The sequence below is a fragment of the Alteromonas sp. M12 genome, assembly GCF_037478005.1.
Lineage (GTDB): Bacteria > Pseudomonadota > Gammaproteobacteria > Enterobacterales > Alteromonadaceae > Aliiglaciecola > Aliiglaciecola lipolytica_A.
In genome coordinates, this window is sequence record NZ_CP144164.1 from 2,534,753 (window position 1) to 2,557,736 (window position 22,984).

Here is a 22,984-nt window from a genome sequence, read left to right on the forward strand (position 1 = left end):
CCTAACAAAGCCTCGTTTAACGAGGCTTTGTGTTCTTAAATAAGAAGTAAATATTAATGAATCGCTCAGATAAAACACCTTGGTACAAACAATTTTGGCCTTGGTTTTTAATCACCATACCCGTTGTTTCCATATGTCTTAGTGTCACCATGTTAAATCTTGCCTTAAATACTGAGGATAGTCTGGTCATAGATGACTATTACAAGGAAGGCAAAGGCATCAATTTAGAACTAACTAAAATTCAAGAAGCCAAAGCTCAAGGTATCACCACACTTTTGACAATTGATGGTAGTCGAGTACAACTTGAGTTTTTATCAGGCAAACCCACTTCTGGTGAAGCGTTAAAACTGCATTTTTATCATGCAACGCTCCAAGATAATGATTTTTCGTTATTGTTGACCCAAGATGCAAATGGCAATTACAAAGCTAATGCAGAGAAACCTATTACTGGTAAATGGAAGTTAACTCTTTCACCTTTGAATGAGCAATGGAAGATAATGCAGGATACAGGTTTACCACAAAAAGCCCCTTTCAACTTTAATCCTTAATGCAAAATAGTAACTCACAAAATTGCTATCATTGTGGGCTTCCAATAATAAATGGAGAAGTCTTCTGGGCAGACATCTTAGGTGAGCCTCGCAAAATGTGTTGCCCTGGCTGCCAAGCTGTGGCTGAAGCAATTGTCAGCAACGGACTAGAAGATTATTACCGCTTCAGAACCGAATTTGCCGACAAGGGAGATGAATTACTAACCGAAACACTCGATACCTTAAAAGCATACGATCATGAAGAGATTCAGCAAGAATTTGTGGTCGATGACGGCAGCCAAAAACAAATACAATTAACCATCGAAGGAATAAGCTGCGCTGCCTGTGGTTGGCTGATTGAAAAACAACTTTTAAAAACGCCCGGAATTAAACGAATTGCAGTCAACGTATCTGCACGTCGAGCAACGATTAATTGGATAGATTCAGAACTAAAACTTAGTGAAATCATCGGACAACTAGAATCTATCGGCTATCACGCACTTCCCTTCCAAGCAGACGAACATGAAGCCTCTTATCAGAAAGAATCCAAGAACTATTTAAAACGAATTGGATTGGCTGGCTTAATGAGCATGCAAGTTATGATGTTAGCCATTGGTCTTTATTTCGGCATTTTCGGTTCAATAGATGATGCGACCAAAGAGTTTCTTCATTGGGTTAGTTTTTTATTGACCACCCCGGTTGTACTGTATTCTGGATTTACTTTTTATAAAAGTGCTTTTAGTTCGCTGCGGATGGGATCTGTAAATATGGATTTTTCGGTTTCAATCGCAATTATTGGCACTTTTGTGGCTAGTGCCTGGGCAACCATTTCCCATACGGGGGAAATCTATTTTGAATCCGTATGTATGTTTATCTTTTTATTACTGATTAGCCGATTTTTGGAACATCGTTCACGACATCAGGCCAGCCTAATATCGGCAAATATGTTTAAGTATATTCCATTAACGGCGATGCAAATTGATGACGATAATAAGCAAACTTCGGTATTAGCCAAACATCTTAAAAAAGGACAAAAAATAGTAGTCCGTCCTGGAGAAACTTTTCCAGTAGACGGGGTAATAATCAACGGAAATGGCAACGTGGATGAATCTATGTTGACCGGTGAATCAGAAAAAATCAGAAAAAGCACCGGCGCTCATGTCTATGGCGGAACCATTAATTTATCAGGTTCTTTTGAAATTGAAGTTGAAAACGAGCTTAAATTGTCCCTGGTGAACAAAATTTTACGCCTTCAAGAGTTAGCTCTTTCAGATAAACCCAAGGCAGCTGTATATGCAGATATTGCCTCCAAGTACTTTATTGTAATTGTTCTAGGTATCACCTTAATAAGTTACGTTGGCTGGCTGGCTTATCAACCAGAACGCGCTTTTTGGGTTGCCATATCAATCCTAGTTGCGACCTGCCCTTGCGCCCTTAGCTTGGCAACGCCGACGGCTTTAACCAGTGCAATAGCAAAATTAAATCAATATGGCTTATTAGTTAAAAGAGCAAATATTATCGATGTTATGCCTGATGTCGACACCGTGATTTTTGATAAAACAGGCACGCTAACCAATGGACATTTCAGTGTAAGTGACGTCGAGCTCTTTAACGCAGCAGATGAAACTTTTGTTTATAATTTAGCTGCTGGATTAGAACTCTATTCAAAACATCCGATATCTCACGCGTTTCAATCTCAGACCCCCTGCGCAGTTTCCCAAGTAGTTACTGTGGCGGGAAAAGGTTTACAAGGAACCTACCAATCTCAAGTCGTTAAGATAGGTAACATAAGTATTCTTGATAACAGTGATGGTTTACGACCCACTGAGGATGACTCTCGAGTTTATCTGCAATTGGGCAATCAGTTAATTGCTGCATTTAGCGTAAAAGATGTAGTTAAAAAAGACGCAAAACAACTCGTCGATGACTTACGCAGCAAACAATTGGTGATGTTAAGTGGTGACTCAGAAATAAACGCGTCTTTGGTCGCTGATTCTTTAGGTATCCCAAACGTTTATTTTAGACAAACGCCAATACAAAAACTGACATACATTCAAAACTTACAAGCCAAAGGACACAAAGTTTTGATGATTGGTGATGGCATCAATGACGCCCCAGTTTTGGCCGCTGCTGATGTATCAATTGCGGTAGGTGACGCCAGTGACATGGCGAAACGTTCTGCCGATATCATTTTATTAAATTCAAAATTAAGTAATGTTAAGTTTGCTGTTAGTATGGCGATTAAAGTGCGTACCAAAATCAAACAGAACATGGTTTGGGCCATTGGCTATAACGCGTTAATTCTTCCCCTAGCAGTAGCCGGATATTTAAGCCCGTGGATGGCCGTAATTGGCATGTCGTTAAGTTCAATTATTGTGGTCGCAAACTCTATTCGTTTACTACGTTAACCAGCGCTAATAGGAAATTAAAGTGAGTATCATTTATGTGCTAATCCCCATCGCTATTGTGCTAGTACTGTTAGCCATAGGGATCTTTTTTTGGGCGGTCAAATCCAATCAGTTTGAAGATTTAGAGCGTCAAGGATACAACATTCTATTCGATGATGACGTGGATAAAAAAGTACAAGTAAAAAAGCCAAAAACTAACGACAAATGAACGACTTAAGCTGGTTTTCTGCAATATTAATCGGACTTGCTGGAAGTGTGCATTGCGCTGGGATGTGCGGTGGAATTGTGACCTCATTTACCTTTGCATTACCAAAGAATAAGTCACAATGGCCGTATTTAATTGCCTATAATTCAGGCCGCATTTTATCTTATAGTTTCGCTGGCGCAATCGCTGGGCTGTTGGGTCAGATCGTCACCACAAAATCCTTTATCAATCCTCAAGCACTGACTCTTTTTGGCGGAGTATTTATGGTTCTGCTTGGATTATATGTGGGACAGTGGTCAAAACTACTGGTTAAAGTAGAAAAAGTTGGCGCTATTTTTTGGCGTATAATTAGTCCCATATCAAAGCGTTTCATTCCCTTTAAACACCCAATCTATGCTGTACCCTATGGCCTAATCTGGGGCTGGTTGCCCTGTGGATTGGTTTATTCGACGTTAACATGGAGTGTTTCCACCGGCAGTGCGGTACAAGGTGCTATCACCATGTTTTGCTTTGGCTTGGGAACTTTGCCCATCATGTTAGCAATGGGAGCCAGCGCCAGCCAAATAAGAGGATGGTTGACCCAACCAGTGGTAAAACGAAGCGTTGCAGTCTTATTATGCTTATTTGGCTTGATTTTATGTTACCAAGGGATTCATAATTGGTAACTAATGAATTAATTGGAATTAACTAATGTCAGATCCGAACAAGTTCAGTATTCGCTGTCAAAACTGCAGTTTTAATCACCTATGTATACCGGTGGCTCTGAATCAGACTGAAATGGAGAGTTTGGACGAAATCATAGAACGCAAGCGCCCTTTGCATAAAAATGATCAATTAACTATTCCTGGGCAAAAATTTACGTCGCTGTTTGCAGTAAGAACGGGCTCATTTAAATCTTACATAACCTCTCCCGATGGCGAACAACAAATTACAGGGTTTCATTTTCCCGGTGATATTGTCGGCTTTGATGGACTATTTTCTGAAAAATATCAAAGTTATAATCAAGCGATGGAAACCTCCATGGTTTGTGAGTTACCTTACGACAAGTTAGATATTATGAGCGCACAACTTCCTACACTGCGCAAAGAAATGCTTAAAATTATGAGCACAGAAATAAACCAAGATCACAGTCTCATGATGTTATTAAACAAGCGCACAGCAGAAGAACGTCTTGCCCACTTCCTAATTAATCTATCAGATCGTTTTCGCTCTCGCGGTTTTTCTGAATTAGAATTTAATTTAACCATGACCCGAAACGAAATTGGTAATCACCTTGGTTTAACTGTTGAAACCGTGAGTCGTTTACTCACCCGTTTTCAAAAAGAAAATATCATCAAAGTTGATGGGAAATTTATACAAATTCTCAATTTGGCGGTACTTAGAGAGAAACTTGGTGAACACGTTTTAAATAAACAAGCCTGCGGTTAAGTCTTTTAATTTAAATTGATTCAGGTCAAAACAATTAGTCTGTTAATTGGCAAACTAGCTAAAGTAGCCATACACTTAATATACGTAGTGTAAACGTTTGAAGGGAATTAATTTATGTCCGTATTTAACAAAATACTAGCTGTTGTAGACCCAACTTCAGAAGATCAAAAAGCGTTTAGAAGAGCGCTTTTATTGGCAGAAAAAACCGGCGCTAGTATTACCGCGTTTCTCTCCATATATGATTTCTCTTATGAAATGACCACTATGCTCACCGTGGATGAAAGAGAAACGATGCGCCAAGCTGTGGTGGATGACAAAACCGATTGGCTTGCCAATATAGTTGAACCCCTAGCGGCTAACTCATCTATTTCAGTAGATATAAAAGTGGTCTGGCATAATCGGCCATATGAAAGTGTATTGTTCGAAGTGATTGATCACAGCTATGATTTAATCGTCAAAGGAACCCACGAGCATGACACCCTAAAGTCAGTGATATTCACCCCGACTGATTGGCATATCCTACGTAAATCACCGGTTCCAGTTTTACTTGTTAAAGAACATGATTGGCCTATTAATGGCAATATTTTAGCTGCGGTAGATGTGGGCAGTGAAGATGAAGAACATCATAGCTTAAACAAGTTAATCACTAAAACCGCTGGATTGATGGCTGATTTACTGGAAGGACATGTAAACTTGGTTAATTCTTACCCAGGTACACCGGTTAATATTGCCATCGAAATACCAGAGTTCGATCCGGTTGGCTATACAGAGTCAGTTAAACAACACCACGCCAAATGTATGCTTGAGCACGCTCAAGAATTCAATATCCCACAAGAAAATCAGCATCTTAGTGAAGGTTTGCCTGAGGATGTCATTCCTTCAGTGGCAAAAGCTATCGACGCAGAGTTAGTGGTTATCGGTACTGTAGGTCGCACCGGTATTACAGCCGCCCTTATCGGTAACACGGCTGAACATACAATAGATTCACTCAATTGTGACGTTTTAGCAATTAAACCAGAAGGCTTTGAGTGTCCTCTTAAACATTAACCTTACATAACCTTGTGATTCTTAGAAAATGACTGCAAACATTTAAATTTAGGGTGTTTATGTCCTTTATGAGGACAGGTATAATCCGCGCTGATAGCAATGTTTTTCTAGGAATAAGATGAGTAAGGTCGAGTCTCTGTCTGAGAGTAAAAAATACAGTTTTAATAAACTTCAAAAGCGCCTAAGACGAAATGTAGGCAAAGCAATTGCCGATTTTAATATGATCGAAGATGGCGATAAGGTAATGGTCTGCCTGTCTGGCGGAAAAGACAGTTACACCATGCTTGATATTTTAATGTTTCTGCAAAAGATTGCGCCAATTAAATTTGAAATTATTGCGGTTAATTTAGATCAGAAACAACCAGGCTTCCCCGCTGAGATACTGCCTAACTACTTACAAGAATTGCAAGTTCCATTTGAAATCGTCACGGAAGACACCTATTCGATTGTAAAAGATAAAATTCCAGAGGGAAAAACAACTTGTTCACTATGCTCTAGATTACGCAGAGGGATACTTTACAAGACGGCAACCCGACTAGGCGCAACTAAAATCGCGTTGGGGCACCACCGTGACGACATGTTAGAAACACTATTCTTAAACATGTTTTATGGCGGACGCTTAAAATCTATGCCTCCCAAGTTAGTCAGCGATGATGGCAAACAAATGGTCATTCGCCCCCTAGCCTACTGTGCTGAAAAAGAAATTACACAATATTCTGATTTAATTGAGTTCCCGATTATTCCTTGTAATTTATGTGGCTCGCAAGAGAACCTACAACGCAAAGTTATTAAAAACATGCTAGTAGACTGGAACAAGCGTTTTCCGGGTAGGATTGAAAGTATGTTTAGGGCAATGCAGAATGTCGTGCCTTCGCATCTTGCCGATAGTGAACTTTTCGACTTTAAAACCTTAGAGACGCAACAAACACCGTTTGTTAACGGTGATATTGGATTTGATCAAGAAGATTTTTCTACACCTTCAACAAGTGCTGATGACACTGTCAAAATAATCAATATTAGTTAAGGATCATTTTAGTAAATGAAAATTGGATTAGCACTAGGAAGCGGCGCTGCTCGAGGTTGGGCGCATATCGGTATAATACAGGCGTTAGAAGAACTAGGCATCAAGGTTGACGTGGTCGCTGGTTGTTCCATTGGTGCCTATGTAGGAGCCGCGTATGCAAGCAATAAACTGGATCCACTCGCAGAATGGGCAAGCTCTCTAACTGAGTGGCAAGTTTTAGGACTGTTAGGGGTTGGATTTCGTAAAGGTGGACTGGCTAGCGGAATTAAAGTGTTTAAAGCCCTCGAAGACAATTTTTGCGAACGAGACTTTGAACACTTATCCAAACCCTTAGGTGTTGTGGCGACCGATTTATATAGTGGTAAAGAGGTTTCATTTACTCAAGGTCCTATTGCGGATGCGGTTAGAGCATCCTGTGCAATACCTGCCCTGTTTCCACCCATTGCGCACAAAGGCCGTTGGCTAGTGGATGGTGCTGTGGTCAACCCAGTGCCGGTAAATCTTTGTCGGCAACTAGGTGCTGACTTTGTTTTTGCGGTTAATCTAAGTGCAGATTTTAGGCCTGAAGTTCAAGCTCAATATCAAATGGAACATGAAAATAATCAAAAACGAACCAATGATTTTTTTAATAAAAGTCAGTCGTTTATGCAGCGTCTTTTCAGTGGCAAGTTCAAAAAAGACAATGATATGGACGATGATGAGCTTGAATCTTTAGAAGATCTAGAAAACATGGCACTGGATTCTGACTTTGACGCCAATAGTGAAGAGCAAATAACCACCTCAGAAACTCAGGTAGAAACGCCGGAGCAAGTAACGGCGACGCAAAAATCATCAAATGTTAAATTAACTGACAATACCCCTAGTATGTTAGGTGTCATGTCCAGTTCGTTAGATATCCTTCAGGCAAGAGTCACCCGCTCGCGATTAGCTGGCGATCCCCCCGATATACTAATTGAACCCCAGTTACGCGACTTTGGCATTATGGAGTTTCATCGCGCGGCTGAGTTAATTGAAGAGGGGCGTCAAAGCGTCAACCGTGTTGCTGCGCAGATTAAATATCAATTGCGTCTCGACTAATTCACTCTACGGATATCGTTATTTGGTTATTGCTGTCACGCGATATGGGGCTTCAGAAAACTGGATCTGATTGCCCTGCTCTAGCCAGTCTCCGGTAATTACTGCATGATGTTCATCGAGATAAATTTCGGCAGGAATAGAGTCTCTGTCAACATTATCGAAATAAAACTGCAAGCCGGTAACTGACGGCATTAGGAACGACAAAAAGCTGCCCATATCATCAAAAAACACTGTGTATTGCTGATACAAATCTTGTAACTCTTGATGTGTATATTGCTGTTTTAAATAAGAAGGTTTAGTTTCCAACTGAACTGACATGTCACATTGATTATTATTTTCTAATAGTTCAAATTCGACAATTGCTTTAGCTTGGCTTAATGCTTTTTCGGTGGGTAACAAAAACCGGTTTTCAGGCGTTACTGTAACAGGTAGTGTGACTTTTTGAGTGACTATATTAGCGGTTTTAATTTCACATAAATCGCCATTTCTGACGTTTTTAAAACCAAATGCAAATTGCAATGCAGGTGTTTCTTCATTATCGATTTTTTTAAGGTGACTGTAAAAACTTGAGTATTCAACTGAAAGTGTATCAGCAAAAGCCAAACCACAAAAACTAAACAACACTAAGGTAAAACTTAAGATTTTCATACTGGTAAAAACTTCCTATTGAAACGTATCATATTGATTAACTCTTCGATATATTCATCACCCCGCTGGGAGTAACTTTTCAACCCTTTGGCTAGCTTTTCTGCTGTAATTTGTTTGTCGTTTTCACGCAAAGATAGACGAATCGCCCTTAACTCTTTATACGCATCATGTCGATTTAAATTGCGGAAATAGGTACTCACTGCGTGATCCAAACTTTTAAACTTAGCCACCTCATGAGCGGCATCTTCATTTCGCCGTTTTGGTACAAAACCGCACCCTTTTCGGAAACACCAAAGTCCAAAAAAATTATAACCTTTTTGAGCAAATCGAGAGGTTCCCCAAGCTGACTCGTTCGCTGCTTGCATAAGCACCAACTCAACAGGAATAATGTCTATTCGACGCATTAATCGGTCCACGATTGAATTCAAATCGTCGTCAGGGTCAACGCGATATTCTTTCACTAGTGAATCGAGTCTCTTTTGCTGCAAATAACTAAAAGGCAATTGTTGTTCAATTGCGTTTTTTATTTCATTCAGAAAATCCCGTTTTTGAATAATCACTTTATTGTGATGATGAATTGCAGGTAACAAATAGTCGAAAAATGCTTTTTTCCGTTCCGTAATTGATTGTATCTTAGCGAAGTTAGGCATTTTTTGTTCTACATAAGGAGCGATATTTTGCTCATCAAAAGGATCTAACTCCTTTGGTGGAAATAAAAATGGGTAACTTAACACTACAGCGCCAAACACCCAGATTATTCCCAAATAGAGAATCCGTCTAGGGCCTGGAAAGTCAACGTTATGCATCAAATGTAGTATCTCCATCAGACCCTTGTTGTTGGGTCTCATCGTTTAAATTGTTATTGTCTGTACTGTTACCGTAACCAAAAAGTTCACAATACAATAAACCATTAATATTATAGTAATAGGGTAAAAACAGTAGCAAACCAATCCCAAAAGAAACTATCGAAAGTAGCAACAACAATAAAAATACGACATATAAAATAGTGAACGGGAATAAATAACGGTTTACCATCTTAATAGAAAGTAATAATGCATCTATTGGTGTGAACTTTTTATCTGCTACCAATAATACTGCAAAACTCGTAGCGATCATTAAATATAAACCAGGCAAGATAAATAACGTCATCCCAGCTTTAGTTATTATGATTATAAATGCGGTTACCAAACATATAGGGATTGCTTGTGGAATGGTTGAGAATAAAAACTTAACAGAACCCACTCGCTTCAGATGAGACCGAGCTCCTTGTAACATCAATGCTGCAGTGACAGGCGCTAAAACCATTTGAATAATTAAATCCAATGTCATCAGATGACTTTGAGTTACTTGTTCCATGGTCTGTATATCATTAAATTTGAAAAATGCCGTTGCAATTAACAAACTTAGTCCAAAAACCACCAGTAACATTTGCAAGAAAATTAAAATACTACCAGTAGTATTTTTAAATCCCTTGGCCAATATATTCTTCAAGTTAAAGTTATATTCACCATTTAAGTTCTGTTTAATAAGTTCTGAATAGTTTTTTTGTATGAGTTTAAACATCAATATTTCATTCGTTAAATTAAGTGGACAAAAGGAGGTTAATGGCTAATACAATTAGAATAACGCCCATGATTCGATCAAAAATATAACCATTTTTCAGTAATGAAGAGCGAATTTTAGAGCCACTCATTATGTACGACAAAAAACAAAACCATATGCCCGTCGCAAAAGCTAAATAAATGCCGTAGCTAAATTTTATTAGCATTGGAGTTTGTGGGGCTACAGCAACTGCAAATACGGTTAGAAAAAACAAAGTAGCTTTAGGGTTTAATCCATTTGTCATAAAGCCAATTAAGAAAGACTTTTTATCAGAAGTAACCTGTTTCTCAATTGGTTGTGCTTGCAATGATACATCATTTTCTAATCTATTTGGCACACTGCGGACAGCCCCCCAGCCCAAATACAGCAAGTAAGCTGCCGCCAAATAGGCAAATACTTGAAATAGCCATGGTGTGGTTTTAATTAAGATACCAATGCCCAATAAAGAGTAAGTAACATGGATCAAAATTCCCGCGCCGACACCCACACTGGTATACATAGCAGAACGCCTTCCACTACTTATACTTTGTTTTAAAACCACAGCAAAATCAGGACCAGGACTGGCAACCGCAAAAAAATGTAAGCTAGCAATAGCAGCGAACTCTAACCAATATGGGGATAAATCAGGAAAAATCATGGCTTTATTAGCGACTCTATATAATCAGGAATAACTTCTGTAGCAGGTCCATAGTGACTCTCTGAAAACGCACTAAAACCGTTACTTGGTTCTAAATTTAGCTCAACACAATGGGCACCATAAAGACTCGCCTGTTGAACAAACCCAGCAGCAGGATACACGTTTCCGGAAGTCCCTACAGATATAAAAAGATCGGCTTTTGCTAATGCTTCAGATATTTCGTCCATATACATTGGCATTTCACCAAACCACACAATATTCGGTCGAACCATATTCGGTTGATGGCAACAATCACATTGACTATTTTGATCGTAAGAATCAAAAGTTTCTGTTACTTTTTGACTTCCTAAACAGCGGTAACTTAATAAGTCGCCGTGCATATGTAAAAGTCGTTTTGAGCCTGCTCTTTCATGCAAATTATCAACATTCTGGGTAATTAAAAGAAAGTTGTCTGCTAAATACTCCTCTAATTCAGCCAATGCTAAATGACCTTTATTAGGGGCGATTTCTGGCGACTGTAATTGCGCTCTGCGCTGATTGTAAAAACGATAGACCAAGTCGGGATTACGTTCAAATGCTTCAGGAGTTGCAACATCTTCAACACGGTGCTTTTCCCATAAACCATCATTATCTCTAAACGTTTTCAAACCTGACTCGGCGGAAATGCCAGCGCCAGTTAACACCACCACCTTGGATGATTTTGTAAACCCTTTAAACATGATTTGTACTATATTCCTTGATTTTGAAGCGTTTAAACTTTGTAGATGACGCGCTTTTGGTTACACTAGATCTGGATTAACTCATTATCTTGGAAAATGGTTTGCCAAAATCAAAATTTGTAGCGCTTATCTCTCAATCTTACCAGCAGCTGTCACCAAATGGGCGTAAAATTGCTAATTATCTGCAACAAAACCCAACTGATGTTTTAAATTTATCTGTAGCTGAAATAGCGCAAATCACCCTCACCTCTAAAGCAACCGTAAGTCGTTTCTTTCGGCAGTTAGGTTATGACAACCTTCAACAAGTAAAAGATCAAATGCGCCAAGCTCGTAATGCTGGTATGCCGTTAGGCACGGTGCATAAGAACAACGATTATATCACTCAAGAATTAGATCGAATAAGACAAACTTGGGATAATGTAAAACCTGAAGATATTACTCAACTAGTAGAGTCGATAACACTTGCTTCTAGAATAACCTTAATTGGCTTTAGAAATAGCTACCCGGTGGCGATGCATTTTCGCCAACAGCTTCTGCAAGTACGAGGAAAAGTAAGGCTTTTACCCCTTCCTGGTCAAACCCTTGGTGAAGAAATTGAAGATATCTCTAACGACGAATTAGTCATTATTATTGCCTTTCGTCGACGCCCCAAAATTGTTGAAAAATTGATAGATCTTATCCCTAAAAAACAACTTGTATTAATGGCCGACCCCTCGGCACAAATATACAAAGAAAAGGTAAACCAATTATTTATATGTCAACTAGGACAAGAATTACCCTTAGACAGCTACTCTGCTCCTATGAGTGTAATTTCAGTTATATGCAATCAAATTCTCAATTCCGATAGGTACGCTGAACAAAATCGTATTGATGCAATTTCCAATTTATTCAAACAATTAGACGAATTAGAGTAAAAACCACCATTCAATCAACTGTTTCTCTTGACTAATCGGTGAAACAGTTGTTTCATAAGGCTATGTTTAATTAAGTTTGGTTTCATGAAGTCTTCATTTCACTCGCCATTTGTACTGCCCGTTAACTTAGATATAAACAAAACTAGTCATCGTTCGAAATCACAGCCCTTAAAAGGTTGGACTTTGGCGGTTAAAGATTTGTTTGATATTGACGGCATTGTCACAACCGCCGGCAACCCAGATTGGGCTGCTACACATCCGGTTCCAACGCAAACGTCGGAGACTGTCGCCTGTTTATTAGAAGCCGGTGCCGAATTTGTGGGTAAAACTATCACTGACGAATTAGCTTACAGTCTTAACGGTCAGAATATACATTATCCTGAACTGGTTAATTGCTTGGACGAAGAACGTATTAGTGGTGGTTCATCAAGTGGCTCTGTTGTTGCTGTTGGGCGTAATCTAGCCCGAATTGGTTTAGGCACAGATACCGGTGGATCTATTCGTGTACCAGCGAGTTATAATAATTTAGTCGGCTTTAGACCTACCCACGGAGTAATATCATTAAAAGGGGTTGTGCCGCTCGCCCCCTCTTTCGATACCGCTGGTTTTATAACCAATACGATTCAAGATGCGTTAGCTATCGCTAAATGTCTGATACCAGATCAACAAGAAAACAGTAAATCTCTTAATACGCCGGTTGTACTCAGTGAACTTGTGGGACTTAGTCAGCATAGGCAAGAAATTTTTAATTGGCTTGAAAGCAAATTTAATGGTTGCTGGATAAAAGACAAAGAGATATCCGCGGAAACTGTAGAACAAGCCTCTAACGCATTTAGAGTTTTACAAGGAAGAGAAATCTGGCAAACTCATGGTGATTGGATAATAAACTCACGACCCAAGTTTGCCGAAGATATTCAACAACGCTTTGAATGGTGTGAAACGTTAACAAAAGAAGATGAATTGTCGGCAATTCAGCAACAGCAAAAATTGCAAACAGACATTTCTTCACTGTTAAAACAAGACCGGTATTTAATACTACCCACTACACCGGGTCCTGCGCCAAGATTAGATACCTCCGCATCAGAAATTGCAGAATATCGAAAAAAGCTAATGCAATTCACCTGTATAGCCGGTTTAACGGGTTGTCCACAATTACATATGCCGTTATTTAAAAATGATAATACAGCCTATGGTTTGTCGATTTTAGGTCCTAAAAATAGCGACTTAGCATTGCTAAGTTTAGGTCAGAAGCTTATGGAAACTGCTGAATGAAACATAAAATACAAAATCTGGAACATACATCGACCACAACAGGGTTTACTGCTCCGCATTATGCAGCAGCTCAGGCCGGTCAACATATTTTAGACACAGGTGGTACAGCCATTGAAGCCATGGTTGCAGCTGCAGCATCTATAGCAGTAGTTTACCCACATATGAATGGTTTAGGCGGAGACGGATTTTGGTTAATTAGCGAACCTGGTAAAGCGCCAATCGGCATTGACGCCAGCGGATGTGCTGCGGCCCTTGCGACCTCAGAGTTCTACCAAGATCTTAGCGAAATACCATCGAGAGGTGGAAAGGCTGCATTGACAATGGCTGGTGCGGTTTCGGGTTGGCAAAAAGCGCTTGAAATTAGCCAACAATGGCAAGCTAATAAACCTTTAGAAGAACTATTATCCACCGCAATTGGACAAGCTGAATGGGGCTTAGAAGTTACTCAAAGTTTAACGGATGCAAGTTTTAAGACCTTTGATGATTTGCATCAAAGCCCGCCTTTTGAGCAATTTTTAATTAAAGGAAAAGCCCTTAAAAAGGGAAAAATAGTAAAATTACCCAAATTGGCAAAAACCCTTTCTCAACTAGCTGAAAGAGGTTTGGACGATTTTTACCGTGGAGAAATTGGCCAAAAATTAGCAGCTGATTTAACGGCCTCAGGGTCACCACTTCGTGAACAAGACTTCATTGACTATCAAGCAAAGTTAGTTACCCCACTTAGTGTTGATGTTTCCCTTGGTAAACTCTACAACCTTGGCGCACCCACACAGGGCGTAGCCTCTTTATTAATTTTAGCTTTGTTTGACAAGGTTAAACATTTGGCCGCTGGAGAACACGAATATCCGCATCTATTAGTGGAATGCACCAAACAGGCATTCCTAATACGCAATCAATTTGTGACTGATGAGAGCCGATTAGAACGCCCATTATCGGACATGCTTGAACAATCTATTATTGATGAATTAGCAACCAAAATCAGCGCAACTAAAGCCTTAGATTGGCCAAACGAAGCCAAACTAGGTGACACGGTTTGGATGGGTGCATGTGATAGCTCTGGCAGAATGGTGAGCTACATTCAAAGTTTATACTGGGAATTTGGAAGTGGCGTTGTTTCCGATTCTACAGGGATTGTTTGGAACAACCGAGGTACATCATTTAGCTTAGATGTTAATTCGAACCAATATTTAAAACCTGGTTTAAAACCATTTCATACCCTTAACCCTGCATTTGCAGAATTACATGATGGTCGACGAATTAGCTACGGCACTATGGGTGGCGAAGGTCAACCGCAAACACAAGCTGCGATTTTTAGTCGTCATGTTTTTCAAAACTTGCCCATGGATAAAGCAATTGAATCCCCTCGTTGGCTACTAGGTCGAACTTGGGGGGATCAATCACACAATTTGAAAATTGAGGAAGACCTTGATCCCTTAGTGATCGAATCTTTGCAGGCGAAGGGCCATGATATAGCAATAGTACCTCCAAACAATGAAATGATGGGGCATGCTGGGATGATTGTGCATAATCCTGATGGCAAAGTGAGCGCAGCTACCGATCCACGTAGCGACGGTAAAGCATTTCCTTACTAAACAAGAGAAGTAAAAGTACATGGATTTAATAATCGAAAATTACCCTACTATACTGGCGTTGATGGCGACTGGTGTGTTCGCAGGTATATTAGCGGGTTTACTGGGTGTCGGTGGCGGAATCGTGATAGTGCCAGTGCTGTATTTCTTGTTTCAACATTTTGGTGTTGATCCCAGCTCTGCCATGTTAATTGCCACTGCGACGTCATTGGCCACTATTGTACCTACATCCGTTAGTTCGATTCGCTCCCATCGCAAAAAAGGCAATGTTGATTTCGAATTATTAAAATTTTGGTGGATGTTTGTGTTACTAGGTGTCCTAGTCGGTAGCTTCTTGGTGACCATTGTAAATGGTTATTGGTTAACGCTGATGTTTGCGATTATTGCCACCCTTGCGGCGTTAAACATGCTATTTAGAGCATCCAAACCTCCAATTTTTAACCAACTTCCTAACCGAGCGGGCCAAAGCCTAATTGCCAGTATCATTGGCATGCTGAGCTCCATGGTTGGTATCGGTGGCGGAACCCTATCCGTGCCAATTTTAACCAGTTTTAATTATCCGGCACACAAAGCTGTAGGAACGGCAGCAGCGATTGGATTATTAATCTCGTTGCCAGGTGCGCTAACTATGTTGATTTTTGGTCAAACACCGGTAGATGCCCCTATTTTTACCTATGGATTAGTCAATTTAGTCGGCTTTGTTTGCATCGTTCCTCTTACCGTACTTTTTGCTCCAGTGGGCGCATCACTTGGCGCTAAACTTGATGGCAATTTACTGAAAAGAGTGTTTGCTGTTGCACTATTAATTACGGGCGGTCGAATGCTTGCTCAAGTTCTACTTTAAGGAGAATCATGTCTTTACTTAGTCCTCCACCGCGCCTTTTAATGGGGCCTGGTCCAATAAATTGTTATCCACGAGTACTGAATGCCATGTCGACCCAGTTGGTAGGTCAATACGATCCCGTTATGACAGGCTATATGAACGAAGTTATGTCGTTATACCGAGGTGTTTTTAACACCGACAATGAAGCGACATTGTTAATCGACGGGACATCCAGAGCGGGTATAGAAGCTGTTTTGGTTTCATGCATTGAACCCGGCGACGATGTTTTAGTACCCGTATTTGGACGTTTTGGGCATTTATTAGCTGAAATTAGTGAACGTGCAGGTGCAAAGGTTCATATTATTGAAGCTCCTTGGGGGGAAGTTTTCAAGCCCGAACAAATTGAACAAGCAATCAAAAAGATACGCCCTAAAGTCTTGGCTTTAGTTCAAGGTGACACCTCTACAACCATGCTTCAGCCATTAGAAAATATTGGTGAAATTTGTGAAAAGTATGACGTGTTATTTTACAGCGATGCCACAGCATCTATTGGTGGTAATCCGTTTAAAACTGATGAATGGAAATTAGATGCCGTTTCAGTCGGGTTACAAAAATGTCTTGGCGGCCCGTCCGGCAGTGCACCTATAACCTTAAGTGAAAAATACGTGCAAAGGGTTAGGCGCAGACAACACGTTGAAGCAGGAATTCGAAACGAACAACATGCTGATGGATTAGGTTTACGTATTCGTTCTAACTATTTCGATATTCCGATGATTTTGGATTATTGGGGAGAAGAACGCCTTAATCATCATACTGAAGCAACATCAATGTTATACGCAGCCAGAGAGTGCGCCCTCCAATTATTGGACGAAGGCATAGAAAACAGTATTAAGCGGCACAAATTACATGGTGACGCTATGCTCGCCGGTGTTAAAGGTTTGAACTTAAAACCCTTTGGCGATTTAACTCATAAAATGAACAATGTTGTGGGAGTTTATATTCCAGACAATGTGAATGGCGAGCAAATTCGTGAACAACTTCTACACCAATATAACATTGAGATAGGTACTTCATTCGGCCCGTTACACGGCAAAATTTGGCGCATTGGAACCATGGGTTATAACGCCAGAAAAGACACGGTTTTACATACTTTACAAGCACTTGAAAACACCTTAAGGCGTGCTGGTCATCAATTGCAGTCTGGACTAGCCACTGATATGGCGTTTGATGTTTACACTAATGAGGAGAACTAAAGATGTTTACTTCCTATGTTCAAACTGTCCTCAAACGATGTGACGAATTGGCTTTGATTAGTCAAAGTCCTGAATACATAGATCGTCGCTATTTGACGAATGAACATAAACTCGCAAATCAATTAGTAGCAAGTTGGATGGAACAAGCCAACATGCAAACATGGCAAGATGAGGCCGGCAATCAATGGGGATGCTATAAAAGCCCTTACCCTGATGCCGAAACGTTAATAATAGGTAGTCATTTAGACACTGTTCCTAACAGTGGTAAATACGATGGCATCCTTGGTGTACTTTTACCATTAGGATTGGTGCAATGGTTTGCTGATAATTCCATTACGTTACCCTTTAACTTAGAAATTGTTGGCTTTGCTGATGAAGAAGGCACCCGTTTCGGTACGACTTTATTAGGCAGCAGAGCTGTGGCTGGTACTTGGCAAGATAGATGGGCCAGTTTACTGGACAAAGACGGATTAACCGTAGCTACCGCACTGAGAGATTTTGGGCTGAATATTAACAATATTCACAATGCGAGCAGAGCGCAAAGTAATTTGTTGGGTTTTGTTGAAGTGCATATTGAGCAAGGCCCTGTACTTGAAAGTCAAAATCTACCGGTGGGAATTGTCAGCGGAATTGCTGGCGCAAAACGTTACAAAATAGAGATAGAGGGTCACGCAGGTCATGCGGGAACCGTGCCTATGGCCTTACGTCAAGACGCGATTGCAGGTGCTGCTGAAATGATTTTGGCAATAGAACAAGCCGCAATTGAGCATGAAGTTGTTGCCACTGTAGGACAGATTCAATCGCTAACAAATGCCGTTAACGTAATTAGTGGTAAAGTGGATATTAGCTTAGATGTACGAAGTTTAGATAATAGCAAACGTGACCTATGCATCGAACAGATCAAACAAAAAGTTGAGTATATAGCGCAAATAAGGGGCCTTACTGTAACCGAACATCTGACCCATGAAGCCGATGCGACACTCTGCCACCCAGACATCATGTCGCAGCTTGAATCAGCCTGCGCAATGAACAGAATAAAACCCTTTGTGTTGAGTTCGGGAGCTGGTCACGATGCGATGGCAATGGCCGAACTGTGTCCTACTGGTATGTTATTTGTGAGATGCGCGAAAGGGATTAGCCATAACCCTGCAGAATCAGTTAACTTCGAAGACGTTAATGATACTTTATTAGTGCTAAAGTCATATGTTGACCAATTAGCAAAGCAATATGGTGAAAGTAGCGAGCTTGTAGCCTAGAGCAAACTAATTTCACCATTAATTTCGATATTTATTCGATGGGACAAAGTGGATCAGCCCCCCACTCGCTCCAAGACCCATCATAGACACTCCAGTTTTCTATGCCTATTTGGTAAGCCGCTAGGGCGAGTATACAAGCGGTGACACCTGAACCACAGGAAAAGTGAAGCTGGACATTTGCAGCATTAGTAAAAGGTTTAAAAAGTCGCCTAATACTCGCTGTGTCAATGAACTTACCGTCATTAAGTAGTTGGGCATAATGCAAATTATGTGAATGTGGTATATGCCCACTTCTTACTCCTTTCCTAGGTTCAGCCTCTGTACCATTGAATCTAGCAGGACTTCGAGCATCAACAACCGTGAAATCAGGGTTATTTAAGTTGTCCATAATGTGTTGTTTATTCACCAACAAATCAGAGTTGAATTTTACTTGGTAATTGGTTTTTTGCGGATTTTGAAGGAGTGTTGGTTGCACTTTGAAACCGGCATCAATCCAAGCTTGAAGTCCTCCATCCAAAACAAATACTCGTTTATGCCCCATAATTTTTAACATCCACCATGCCCTTGGTGCACTAAAACTGCCTTGGTCATCATAAATAACCAAAGTAGCATTATTACTAATACCAAGTTTAGACATCTGCTGTGCAAAGTATGTCGGCGGGGGTAGTGAATGAGGTAAACCACTGTCTTTATCTACAAAAACGGAATCAAAATCGAATAGTTTGGAGTCAGGTATATAACACTTTTCACTTTGTTTACTAACGTAATTCACCGGAAAGGCAACATCAGTAAACAGCATTTGTACCGATTCAGTGTTTAATAACAACTGCAATTGTTCTGGGTTAATAAGCGCCCTATTTGTTTGACTCTGCTCAGAATTCATAATCTCTCTCTACTTTAGCTATTCTTACTGAATACGATCTGTACCATTTTTGTTTTCCCAATGCCTGGGCAGCCAGATGGTCTTGTTGTTTCTTCCAATTTTGAATAGATTTTAGATCACGCCAATAGGATACCGTAATGCCTAATTCTTCCCTCGCTGATTCCACCCCTAAATAACCATCAATTTGCTGCGCTAACCCAAGCATTTTGATTGACGTGGCAGCATAATCCTCGTCAACCTCAGTGCGCAACGACGTAAAAATAACCGCATAATATGGCGGTGAAGGTGTTTTAGCCAATTGCGTCATTCTTAAACTCCTTGATATAGTAAGTAACCTAATTAAACCGACTCAAAGCATATTAATGAAGTTACCCATATATTATCTCACTGCAAGTTTTTTAGCGTTATCCTTAGGTGCTTGTGCACAACAAAGTATTCAGCAAGTCAATATGGCAGAACATAAGCAAAATCCAACAATTAAACAATTAGTCGAAAAATTAGCTCTGGAACCACATGTCGAAGGTGGATACTTCAAACAAACATTTAAAGCAGACAGTCAACCTCTAGTCAACACACCAAAGGGTTCTAGGGTGACGATGACGTCAATATATTACCTACTCACTGCGGATAGTCCCATAGGGCACTTTCATCGCAATACGTCAGACATCATGCATTATTTTCATGCCGGTGATCCAATCACTTATTATCTTATACACCCTGATGGGAGTTTAGAAACGAAAGTGTTGGGTCCTGACGTACTTGCCGGACATGAGTACCAGTTTGTTGTAAAAGGCGGTGTGTGGAAAGCCTCAACCATTTCGGTAACAGGTGAAAACGGATATGGATTGATTGGTGAGGCCGTAGCTCCTGGATTTGAGTATGAAGATATGCAATTAGCTGAAAGACAAACATTGATAAAAGATTTTCCACAGCATAAAACACTGATTAAACGCTTAACTCGCCAACACTAGTTTAGCGGTAGTGATGTTAAATTCGGGTTTGGATTAGTTTGTCTATTTCCTGCACCCATTGCTGTTTTTCTTGCGCTGAAAGGAAACTTCCTGTGAAGCCGTTTTTAACTAAGGTTATAAGTTGTTCTTGGTTTAAATTGAGCGCCTGGTGTAACGCTAGGTAGTTCTCATTTAAGTAGCCACCAAAATAACTAGGATCATCTGAATTCACAGTGACTAGAATATCTTTTTCTAATAGCTCGAGAATATTGTGCTCTGACATATCATCGAACACGCAAAGTTTAGTGTTTGATAAAGGACACACAGTTAACGGCATTTGCAACTCTGCCAGTGTTTGTATCAATTTAGGATCATCACTGCTTCTAACGCCGTGATCGATTCTATCTACTTTCAGTAAATTGAGGGCTTGCCAAATATAATCCGCCGGTCCTTCTTCTCCGGCATGGGCGACACACGGCAAACCAAGGGTTCTGGCTTGTTCGAATACCTGCGCAAATTTTTCAGGTGGATTACCTAATTCTGAACTATCCAATCCTACTGCATCGATATGCTCAAAATAAGGAATAGCGGATTGTAAAGTATCGATGGCTTCTTGCTCACTTAAATGCCGTAAAAATGACATTATCAACAAACTAGATTGACCCCATTGTTGCTTCGCATCCTCAATGGCGCGAATAAACCCAGACATAAACGTTTCGAAAGCAATCCCTCTTTGCGTATGGGTTTGAGGATCGAACATCATTTCAGTGTGAACAATATTTTGTTCTTTGCACTTCAGCAAATAACGCCACATCAACTGATAAAAATCATCTTCGTCAACCAACACAGATGCGCCTAAATAATACAGATCTAAAAAGCTTTGTAGATCTTCAAAATTGTACGCCTTATGAATTTCGTCGATGCTTTGATAAGGTAATTTAAGCTTGTGTTTTTTACTCAGCTCAAGTAATAAATCAGGCTCTAAAGTACCTTCGATATGAAGATGCAATTCCGTTTTTGGTAATAGTTGAATTAAGTTGTTCATATCTGCTCTTTATTATCGCTTTGATTGTTCCACGGGAAAGTGAGTTAGCCAATGCTGGGCTATTTGCTCTCTGGTACACATCCACACATCTTCAAAGCTCTGCACATATTCAATAAAACGACGCAGCGCTGCTATTCTTGCAGGACGACCTATAATTCGACAATGCAAACCAATCGACAACATTTTAGGGCTATGTTCCCCTTCCAAATATAAAGTATCAAATGCGTCTTTTAAATATTGATAGAACATCTCGCCATTATTAAACCCTTGGGGTGTAGCAAAACGCATGTCATTGGTATCAAGGGTATAAGGAACAATCAAAAGCGGTTTACTATAGTGATGGTCGTAATAAGGCAAATCATCGGCGTAGCTGTCTGCACAGTAAACAATATCATCTCGTTCTGCGATTAACTTAAGGGTGTTCGGACTGGTTCTGCCGGTATACCAGCCGCTAGGGTTAGTGCCGGTTATTTTCTCGTGTAAATGGATTGACGCATCAATCAACTTACGCTCCTTTTCAATTGGCATATTTTGATAGTCAATCCAACGCATGGCATGACTAGCAATTTCCCAATTCGACGCTAACATCGCCTCTACAGCTTCTGGATTTCGCTGCAACGCCATGGTGACACCAAAAACGGTTACCGGGACATTCAACTCGTTGAGTAAACGATAAATCCGCCAAAAACCGGCTCGACTACCATATTCATATAAGGTTTCCATGCTTTGGTGTCTATCTGCATAGGCTTTGGCACCTATGATTTCAGACAGGAATATTTCTGAGAATTCATCTCCATGTAATACGCAGTTTTCACCACCTTCTTCGTAATTCAACACAAACTGAATGGCAATTTTAGCTTTATTAGGCCATTTAGGCTTTGGTGGGAATTGCCCGTACCCTTTGAGATCACGAGGATAGGATTGCATATTTCTATTCCTTCTTATCGATATTGCTCAGGTATGTCTAAACTACAACCCTTCAAAATTAAACTTATAATCGACTTAGTCGCATTTTCAAATTCCGCTCTATCCATTTCTTTACCCTCAAGGTGAGTAATTTGTGCTGCAAAATCTGCATAGTGCTGACAACACGCCCAGATGTGGTAAAGCAAATAATGGGCATTGGAAACTTGAATTTTACCTTCATCCATCCAATGCTTAATAACTTCAACTCTCCCCTTCATCCAAGCTGCATGTTGGTCTTTGTAAAAACCGTAAAGATTTGGAGCACCGTTGATGATCTCTAATGCGAATATCCGAGAAGCTTCTGGTCTAACTAATGAAAATTCCATTTTATCTTTTATGTATCTGGCTAACACTTCCGCTGGATCATCATCTTTAGTAGCTTCATCAAAAACCGAGTTCCATAATTCTAAGATTTGCTGTAAAACTGCAAGATATAGGTTTTCTTTACTCTTAAAATAATAAAGAACATTGGTTTTAGGTAATTGCGCTCTATCAGCAACTTGCTGAATGCGAGTGCCTTTAAATCCATGTTTTGCGAACTCATGTTCTGCTGCATTTAATATTAATTGTTTGTTTGCTGCGCCTATTCGGCCTTCTTTATTGATTTTATTATCAGTCATGGTCCATTATTTCTGTTATTGAAGGTTGAAGCCTTTTAAGGCATGCATCTATCTTCCTTTTGACAATGTATCATTAGTTCTTGGCATTTCT

The 22,984-nt window shown here is 40.1% G+C and carries 25 protein-coding genes; 15 read left to right on the plus strand and 10 right to left on the minus strand.

Translation table 11 applies throughout. The features are described from left to right. The first annotated feature begins 56 nt into the window (after positions 1-56). From VUI23_RS10800 to VUI23_RS10835, 8 genes are all read left to right on the plus strand, one after another. Complete coding sequence (locus tag VUI23_RS10800) at positions 57-548, plus strand: FixH family protein (RefSeq protein ID WP_216046636.1); 492 nt, start codon at positions 57-59, stop codon at positions 546-548. Further along, positions 548-2,935 carry a heavy metal translocating P-type ATPase gene (locus VUI23_RS10805; protein WP_342804383.1) on the plus strand — a complete coding sequence of 796 codons (2,388 nt, stop codon included), beginning with the start codon at positions 548-550 and terminating at the stop codon, positions 2,933-2,935. Before VUI23_RS10800 ends, VUI23_RS10805 begins: the two co-directional genes overlap by 1 nt. Positions 2,936-2,957: 22 nt before the next feature. Then, positions 2,958-3,143, plus strand: a complete 186-nt coding sequence (ccoS, locus tag VUI23_RS10810; RefSeq protein ID WP_216046638.1) for a cbb3-type cytochrome oxidase assembly protein CcoS — start codon at positions 2,958-2,960, stop codon at positions 3,141-3,143. Then, on the plus strand, positions 3,140-3,805 hold the full coding sequence (locus VUI23_RS10815) for a sulfite exporter TauE/SafE family protein (protein ID WP_342804384.1): 666 nt from the start codon (positions 3,140-3,142) through the stop codon (positions 3,803-3,805). The genes ccoS and VUI23_RS10815 overlap by 4 nt, the downstream gene beginning before the upstream one ends. Positions 3,806-3,830: 25 nt before the next feature. Then, a complete protein-coding gene (gene fnr / locus VUI23_RS10820; RefSeq protein ID WP_216046640.1) occupies positions 3,831-4,568 on the plus strand; it encodes a fumarate/nitrate reduction transcriptional regulator Fnr in 738 nt (245 codons plus the stop codon). Between the two features lie 114 nt (positions 4,569-4,682). Further along, the gene (gene uspE / locus VUI23_RS10825; RefSeq protein ID WP_342804385.1) at positions 4,683-5,615 is read left to right on the plus strand and encodes a universal stress protein UspE; all 933 of its coding nucleotides are present in this window, start codon (positions 4,683-4,685) and stop codon (positions 5,613-5,615) included. A 136-nt stretch (positions 5,616-5,751) separates the two neighbouring features. Then, entirely contained in the window at positions 5,752-6,639 is an 888-nt protein-coding gene (gene ttcA / locus VUI23_RS10830; protein WP_216046759.1) for a tRNA 2-thiocytidine(32) synthetase TtcA, read from the plus strand. 15 nt (positions 6,640-6,654) lie between these two features. Then, the gene (locus tag VUI23_RS10835; protein WP_216046642.1) at positions 6,655-7,716 is read left to right on the plus strand and encodes a patatin-like phospholipase family protein; all 1,062 of its coding nucleotides are present in this window, start codon (positions 6,655-6,657) and stop codon (positions 7,714-7,716) included. Between the two features lie 18 nt (positions 7,717-7,734). Here VUI23_RS10835 and VUI23_RS10840 read toward each other — a convergent pair whose 3' ends face one another. The 5 genes from VUI23_RS10840 to cobB are packed head-to-tail and all read right to left on the minus strand — an operon-like array spanning position 7,735 to position 11,322. Then, positions 7,735-8,364 carry a DUF2987 domain-containing protein gene (locus VUI23_RS10840; protein WP_216046643.1) on the minus strand — a complete coding sequence of 210 codons (630 nt, stop codon included), beginning with the start codon at positions 8,362-8,364 and terminating at the stop codon, positions 7,735-7,737. Next, positions 8,361-9,170 carry a glucosaminidase domain-containing protein gene (locus tag VUI23_RS10845; protein WP_216046760.1) on the minus strand — a complete coding sequence of 270 codons (810 nt, stop codon included), beginning with the start codon at positions 9,168-9,170 and terminating at the stop codon, positions 8,361-8,363. The genes VUI23_RS10840 and VUI23_RS10845 overlap by 4 nt, the downstream gene beginning before the upstream one ends. Then, the gene (locus VUI23_RS10850) at positions 9,163-9,927 is read right to left on the minus strand and encodes a hypothetical protein (RefSeq protein ID WP_216046644.1); all 765 of its coding nucleotides are present in this window, start codon (positions 9,925-9,927) and stop codon (positions 9,163-9,165) included. Before VUI23_RS10850 ends, VUI23_RS10845 begins: the two co-directional genes overlap by 8 nt. 19 nt (positions 9,928-9,946) lie before the next feature. Further along, positions 9,947-10,603, minus strand: a complete 657-nt coding sequence (locus tag VUI23_RS10855; protein ID WP_342804386.1) for a LysE family translocator — start codon at positions 10,601-10,603, stop codon at positions 9,947-9,949. Beyond that, on the minus strand, positions 10,600-11,322 hold the full coding sequence (cobB, locus tag VUI23_RS10860; RefSeq protein WP_216046646.1) for a Sir2 family NAD+-dependent deacetylase: 723 nt from the start codon (positions 11,320-11,322) through the stop codon (positions 10,600-10,602). Before cobB ends, VUI23_RS10855 begins: the two co-directional genes overlap by 4 nt. Before the next feature lie 101 nt (positions 11,323-11,423). Here cobB and VUI23_RS10865 point away from each other — a divergent pair, with 101 nt between their 5' ends. The 6 genes from VUI23_RS10865 to VUI23_RS10890 all read left to right on the plus strand — a co-directional run bounded on the left by VUI23_RS10865 (position 11,424) and on the right by VUI23_RS10890 (position 18,429). Beyond that, positions 11,424-12,236: a MurR/RpiR family transcriptional regulator gene (locus tag VUI23_RS10865; protein WP_216046647.1), complete on the plus strand. Its 813-nt coding sequence runs from the start codon at positions 11,424-11,426 to the stop codon at positions 12,234-12,236. Positions 12,237-12,320: 84 nt separating this feature from the next. After that, positions 12,321-13,508 (plus strand): amidase, encoded by a 1,188-nt coding sequence (locus VUI23_RS10870; protein WP_342804387.1) that lies wholly within the window; start codon positions 12,321-12,323, stop codon positions 13,506-13,508. Next, a complete protein-coding gene (locus VUI23_RS10875; RefSeq protein WP_216046649.1) occupies positions 13,505-15,100 on the plus strand; it encodes a gamma-glutamyltransferase in 1,596 nt (531 codons plus the stop codon). The genes VUI23_RS10870 and VUI23_RS10875 overlap by 4 nt, the downstream gene beginning before the upstream one ends. Before the next feature lie 19 nt (positions 15,101-15,119). Further along, positions 15,120-15,941, plus strand: coding sequence for a sulfite exporter TauE/SafE family protein (locus tag VUI23_RS10880; RefSeq protein ID WP_216046650.1), 822 nt, complete (start codon positions 15,120-15,122; stop codon positions 15,939-15,941). 8 nt (positions 15,942-15,949) lie between these two features. Then, on the plus strand, positions 15,950-17,173 hold the full coding sequence (locus tag VUI23_RS10885; protein ID WP_342804388.1) for an alanine--glyoxylate aminotransferase family protein: 1,224 nt from the start codon (positions 15,950-15,952) through the stop codon (positions 17,171-17,173). 2 nt (positions 17,174-17,175) lie between these two features. Then, on the plus strand, positions 17,176-18,429 hold the full coding sequence (locus tag VUI23_RS10890; protein ID WP_216046652.1) for an allantoate amidohydrolase: 1,254 nt from the start codon (positions 17,176-17,178) through the stop codon (positions 18,427-18,429). Positions 18,430-18,460: 31 nt separating this feature from the next. On the opposite strand, the gene VUI23_RS10895 is transcribed toward VUI23_RS10890, so the two are convergent. Both VUI23_RS10895 and VUI23_RS10900 read right to left on the minus strand, forming a co-directional pair. Further along, complete coding sequence (locus VUI23_RS10895; RefSeq protein ID WP_342804389.1) at positions 18,461-19,312, minus strand: sulfurtransferase; 852 nt, start codon at positions 19,310-19,312, stop codon at positions 18,461-18,463. Further along, positions 19,302-19,619 carry an antibiotic biosynthesis monooxygenase gene (locus VUI23_RS10900; protein ID WP_216046654.1) on the minus strand — a complete coding sequence of 106 codons (318 nt, stop codon included), beginning with the start codon at positions 19,617-19,619 and terminating at the stop codon, positions 19,302-19,304. The genes VUI23_RS10895 and VUI23_RS10900 overlap by 11 nt, the downstream gene beginning before the upstream one ends. A gap of 55 nt (positions 19,620-19,674) precedes the next feature. On the opposite strand from VUI23_RS10900, the gene VUI23_RS10905 reads away from it, so the two are divergent. Further along, entirely contained in the window at positions 19,675-20,283 is a 609-nt protein-coding gene (locus VUI23_RS10905) for a cupin domain-containing protein (protein ID WP_342804390.1), read from the plus strand. 16 nt (positions 20,284-20,299) lie between these two features. Here VUI23_RS10905 and VUI23_RS10910 read toward each other — a convergent pair whose 3' ends face one another. From VUI23_RS10910 to VUI23_RS10920, 3 genes are read right to left on the minus strand one after another with little or no spacing between them, the layout of a single operon-like run. Beyond that, positions 20,300-21,307: an adenosine deaminase gene (locus VUI23_RS10910; RefSeq protein WP_216046656.1), complete on the minus strand. Its 1,008-nt coding sequence runs from the start codon at positions 21,305-21,307 to the stop codon at positions 20,300-20,302. A 12-nt stretch (positions 21,308-21,319) separates the two neighbouring features. After that, positions 21,320-22,234: an allantoinase PuuE gene (puuE, locus tag VUI23_RS10915; RefSeq protein WP_216046657.1), complete on the minus strand. Its 915-nt coding sequence runs from the start codon at positions 22,232-22,234 to the stop codon at positions 21,320-21,322. A 14-nt stretch (positions 22,235-22,248) separates the two neighbouring features. Then, a complete protein-coding gene (locus tag VUI23_RS10920; RefSeq protein ID WP_342804391.1) occupies positions 22,249-22,893 on the minus strand; it encodes a TetR family transcriptional regulator C-terminal domain-containing protein in 645 nt (214 codons plus the stop codon). Positions 22,894-22,984 lie beyond the last annotated feature (91 nt).

What these genes read in the sequence shown, in the direction of transcription:
- VUI23_RS10895 (WP_342804389.1), bottom strand. Translation starts at nt 19,312, where the DNA reads ATGAATTCTGAGCAGAGTCAAACAAATAGGGCGCTTATTAACCCAGAA.
- VUI23_RS10880 (WP_216046650.1), top strand. Translation starts at nt 15,120, where the DNA reads ATGGATTTAATAATCGAAAATTACCCTACTATACTGGCGTTGATGGCG.
- VUI23_RS10850 (WP_216046644.1), bottom strand. Translation starts at nt 9,927, where the DNA reads ATGTTTAAACTCATACAAAAAAACTATTCAGAACTTATTAAACAGAAC.
- VUI23_RS10905 (WP_342804390.1), top strand. Translation starts at nt 19,675, where the DNA reads ATGAAGTTACCCATATATTATCTCACTGCAAGTTTTTTAGCGTTATCC.
- VUI23_RS10815 (WP_342804384.1), top strand. Translation starts at nt 3,140, where the DNA reads ATGAACGACTTAAGCTGGTTTTCTGCAATATTAATCGGACTTGCTGGA.
- fnr (WP_216046640.1), top strand. Translation starts at nt 3,831, where the DNA reads ATGTCAGATCCGAACAAGTTCAGTATTCGCTGTCAAAACTGCAGTTTT.
- VUI23_RS10800 (WP_216046636.1), top strand. Translation starts at nt 57, where the DNA reads ATGAATCGCTCAGATAAAACACCTTGGTACAAACAATTTTGGCCTTGG.
- VUI23_RS10920 (WP_342804391.1), bottom strand. Translation starts at nt 22,893, where the DNA reads ATGACTGATAATAAAATCAATAAAGAAGGCCGAATAGGCGCAGCAAAC.
- VUI23_RS10835 (WP_216046642.1), top strand. Translation starts at nt 6,655, where the DNA reads ATGAAAATTGGATTAGCACTAGGAAGCGGCGCTGCTCGAGGTTGGGCG.
- VUI23_RS10900 (WP_216046654.1), bottom strand. Translation starts at nt 19,619, where the DNA reads ATGACGCAATTGGCTAAAACACCTTCACCGCCATATTATGCGGTTATT.
- VUI23_RS10805 (WP_342804383.1), top strand. Translation starts at nt 548, where the DNA reads ATGCAAAATAGTAACTCACAAAATTGCTATCATTGTGGGCTTCCAATA.
- VUI23_RS10910 (WP_216046656.1), bottom strand. Translation starts at nt 21,307, where the DNA reads ATGAACAACTTAATTCAACTATTACCAAAAACGGAATTGCATCTTCAT.
- puuE (WP_216046657.1), bottom strand. Translation starts at nt 22,234, where the DNA reads ATGCAATCCTATCCTCGTGATCTCAAAGGGTACGGGCAATTCCCACCA.
- VUI23_RS10840 (WP_216046643.1), bottom strand. Translation starts at nt 8,364, where the DNA reads ATGAAAATCTTAAGTTTTACCTTAGTGTTGTTTAGTTTTTGTGGTTTG.
- VUI23_RS10845 (WP_216046760.1), bottom strand. Translation starts at nt 9,170, where the DNA reads ATGCATAACGTTGACTTTCCAGGCCCTAGACGGATTCTCTATTTGGGA.
- cobB (WP_216046646.1), bottom strand. Translation starts at nt 11,322, where the DNA reads ATGTTTAAAGGGTTTACAAAATCATCCAAGGTGGTGGTGTTAACTGGC.
- VUI23_RS10885 (WP_342804388.1), top strand. Translation starts at nt 15,950, where the DNA reads ATGTCTTTACTTAGTCCTCCACCGCGCCTTTTAATGGGGCCTGGTCCA.
- uspE (WP_342804385.1), top strand. Translation starts at nt 4,683, where the DNA reads ATGTCCGTATTTAACAAAATACTAGCTGTTGTAGACCCAACTTCAGAA.
- VUI23_RS10870 (WP_342804387.1), top strand. Translation starts at nt 12,321, where the DNA reads ATGAAGTCTTCATTTCACTCGCCATTTGTACTGCCCGTTAACTTAGAT.
- VUI23_RS10875 (WP_216046649.1), top strand. Translation starts at nt 13,505, where the DNA reads ATGAAACATAAAATACAAAATCTGGAACATACATCGACCACAACAGGG.
- VUI23_RS10890 (WP_216046652.1), top strand. Translation starts at nt 17,176, where the DNA reads ATGTTTACTTCCTATGTTCAAACTGTCCTCAAACGATGTGACGAATTG.
- VUI23_RS10855 (WP_342804386.1), bottom strand. Translation starts at nt 10,603, where the DNA reads ATGATTTTTCCTGATTTATCCCCATATTGGTTAGAGTTCGCTGCTATT.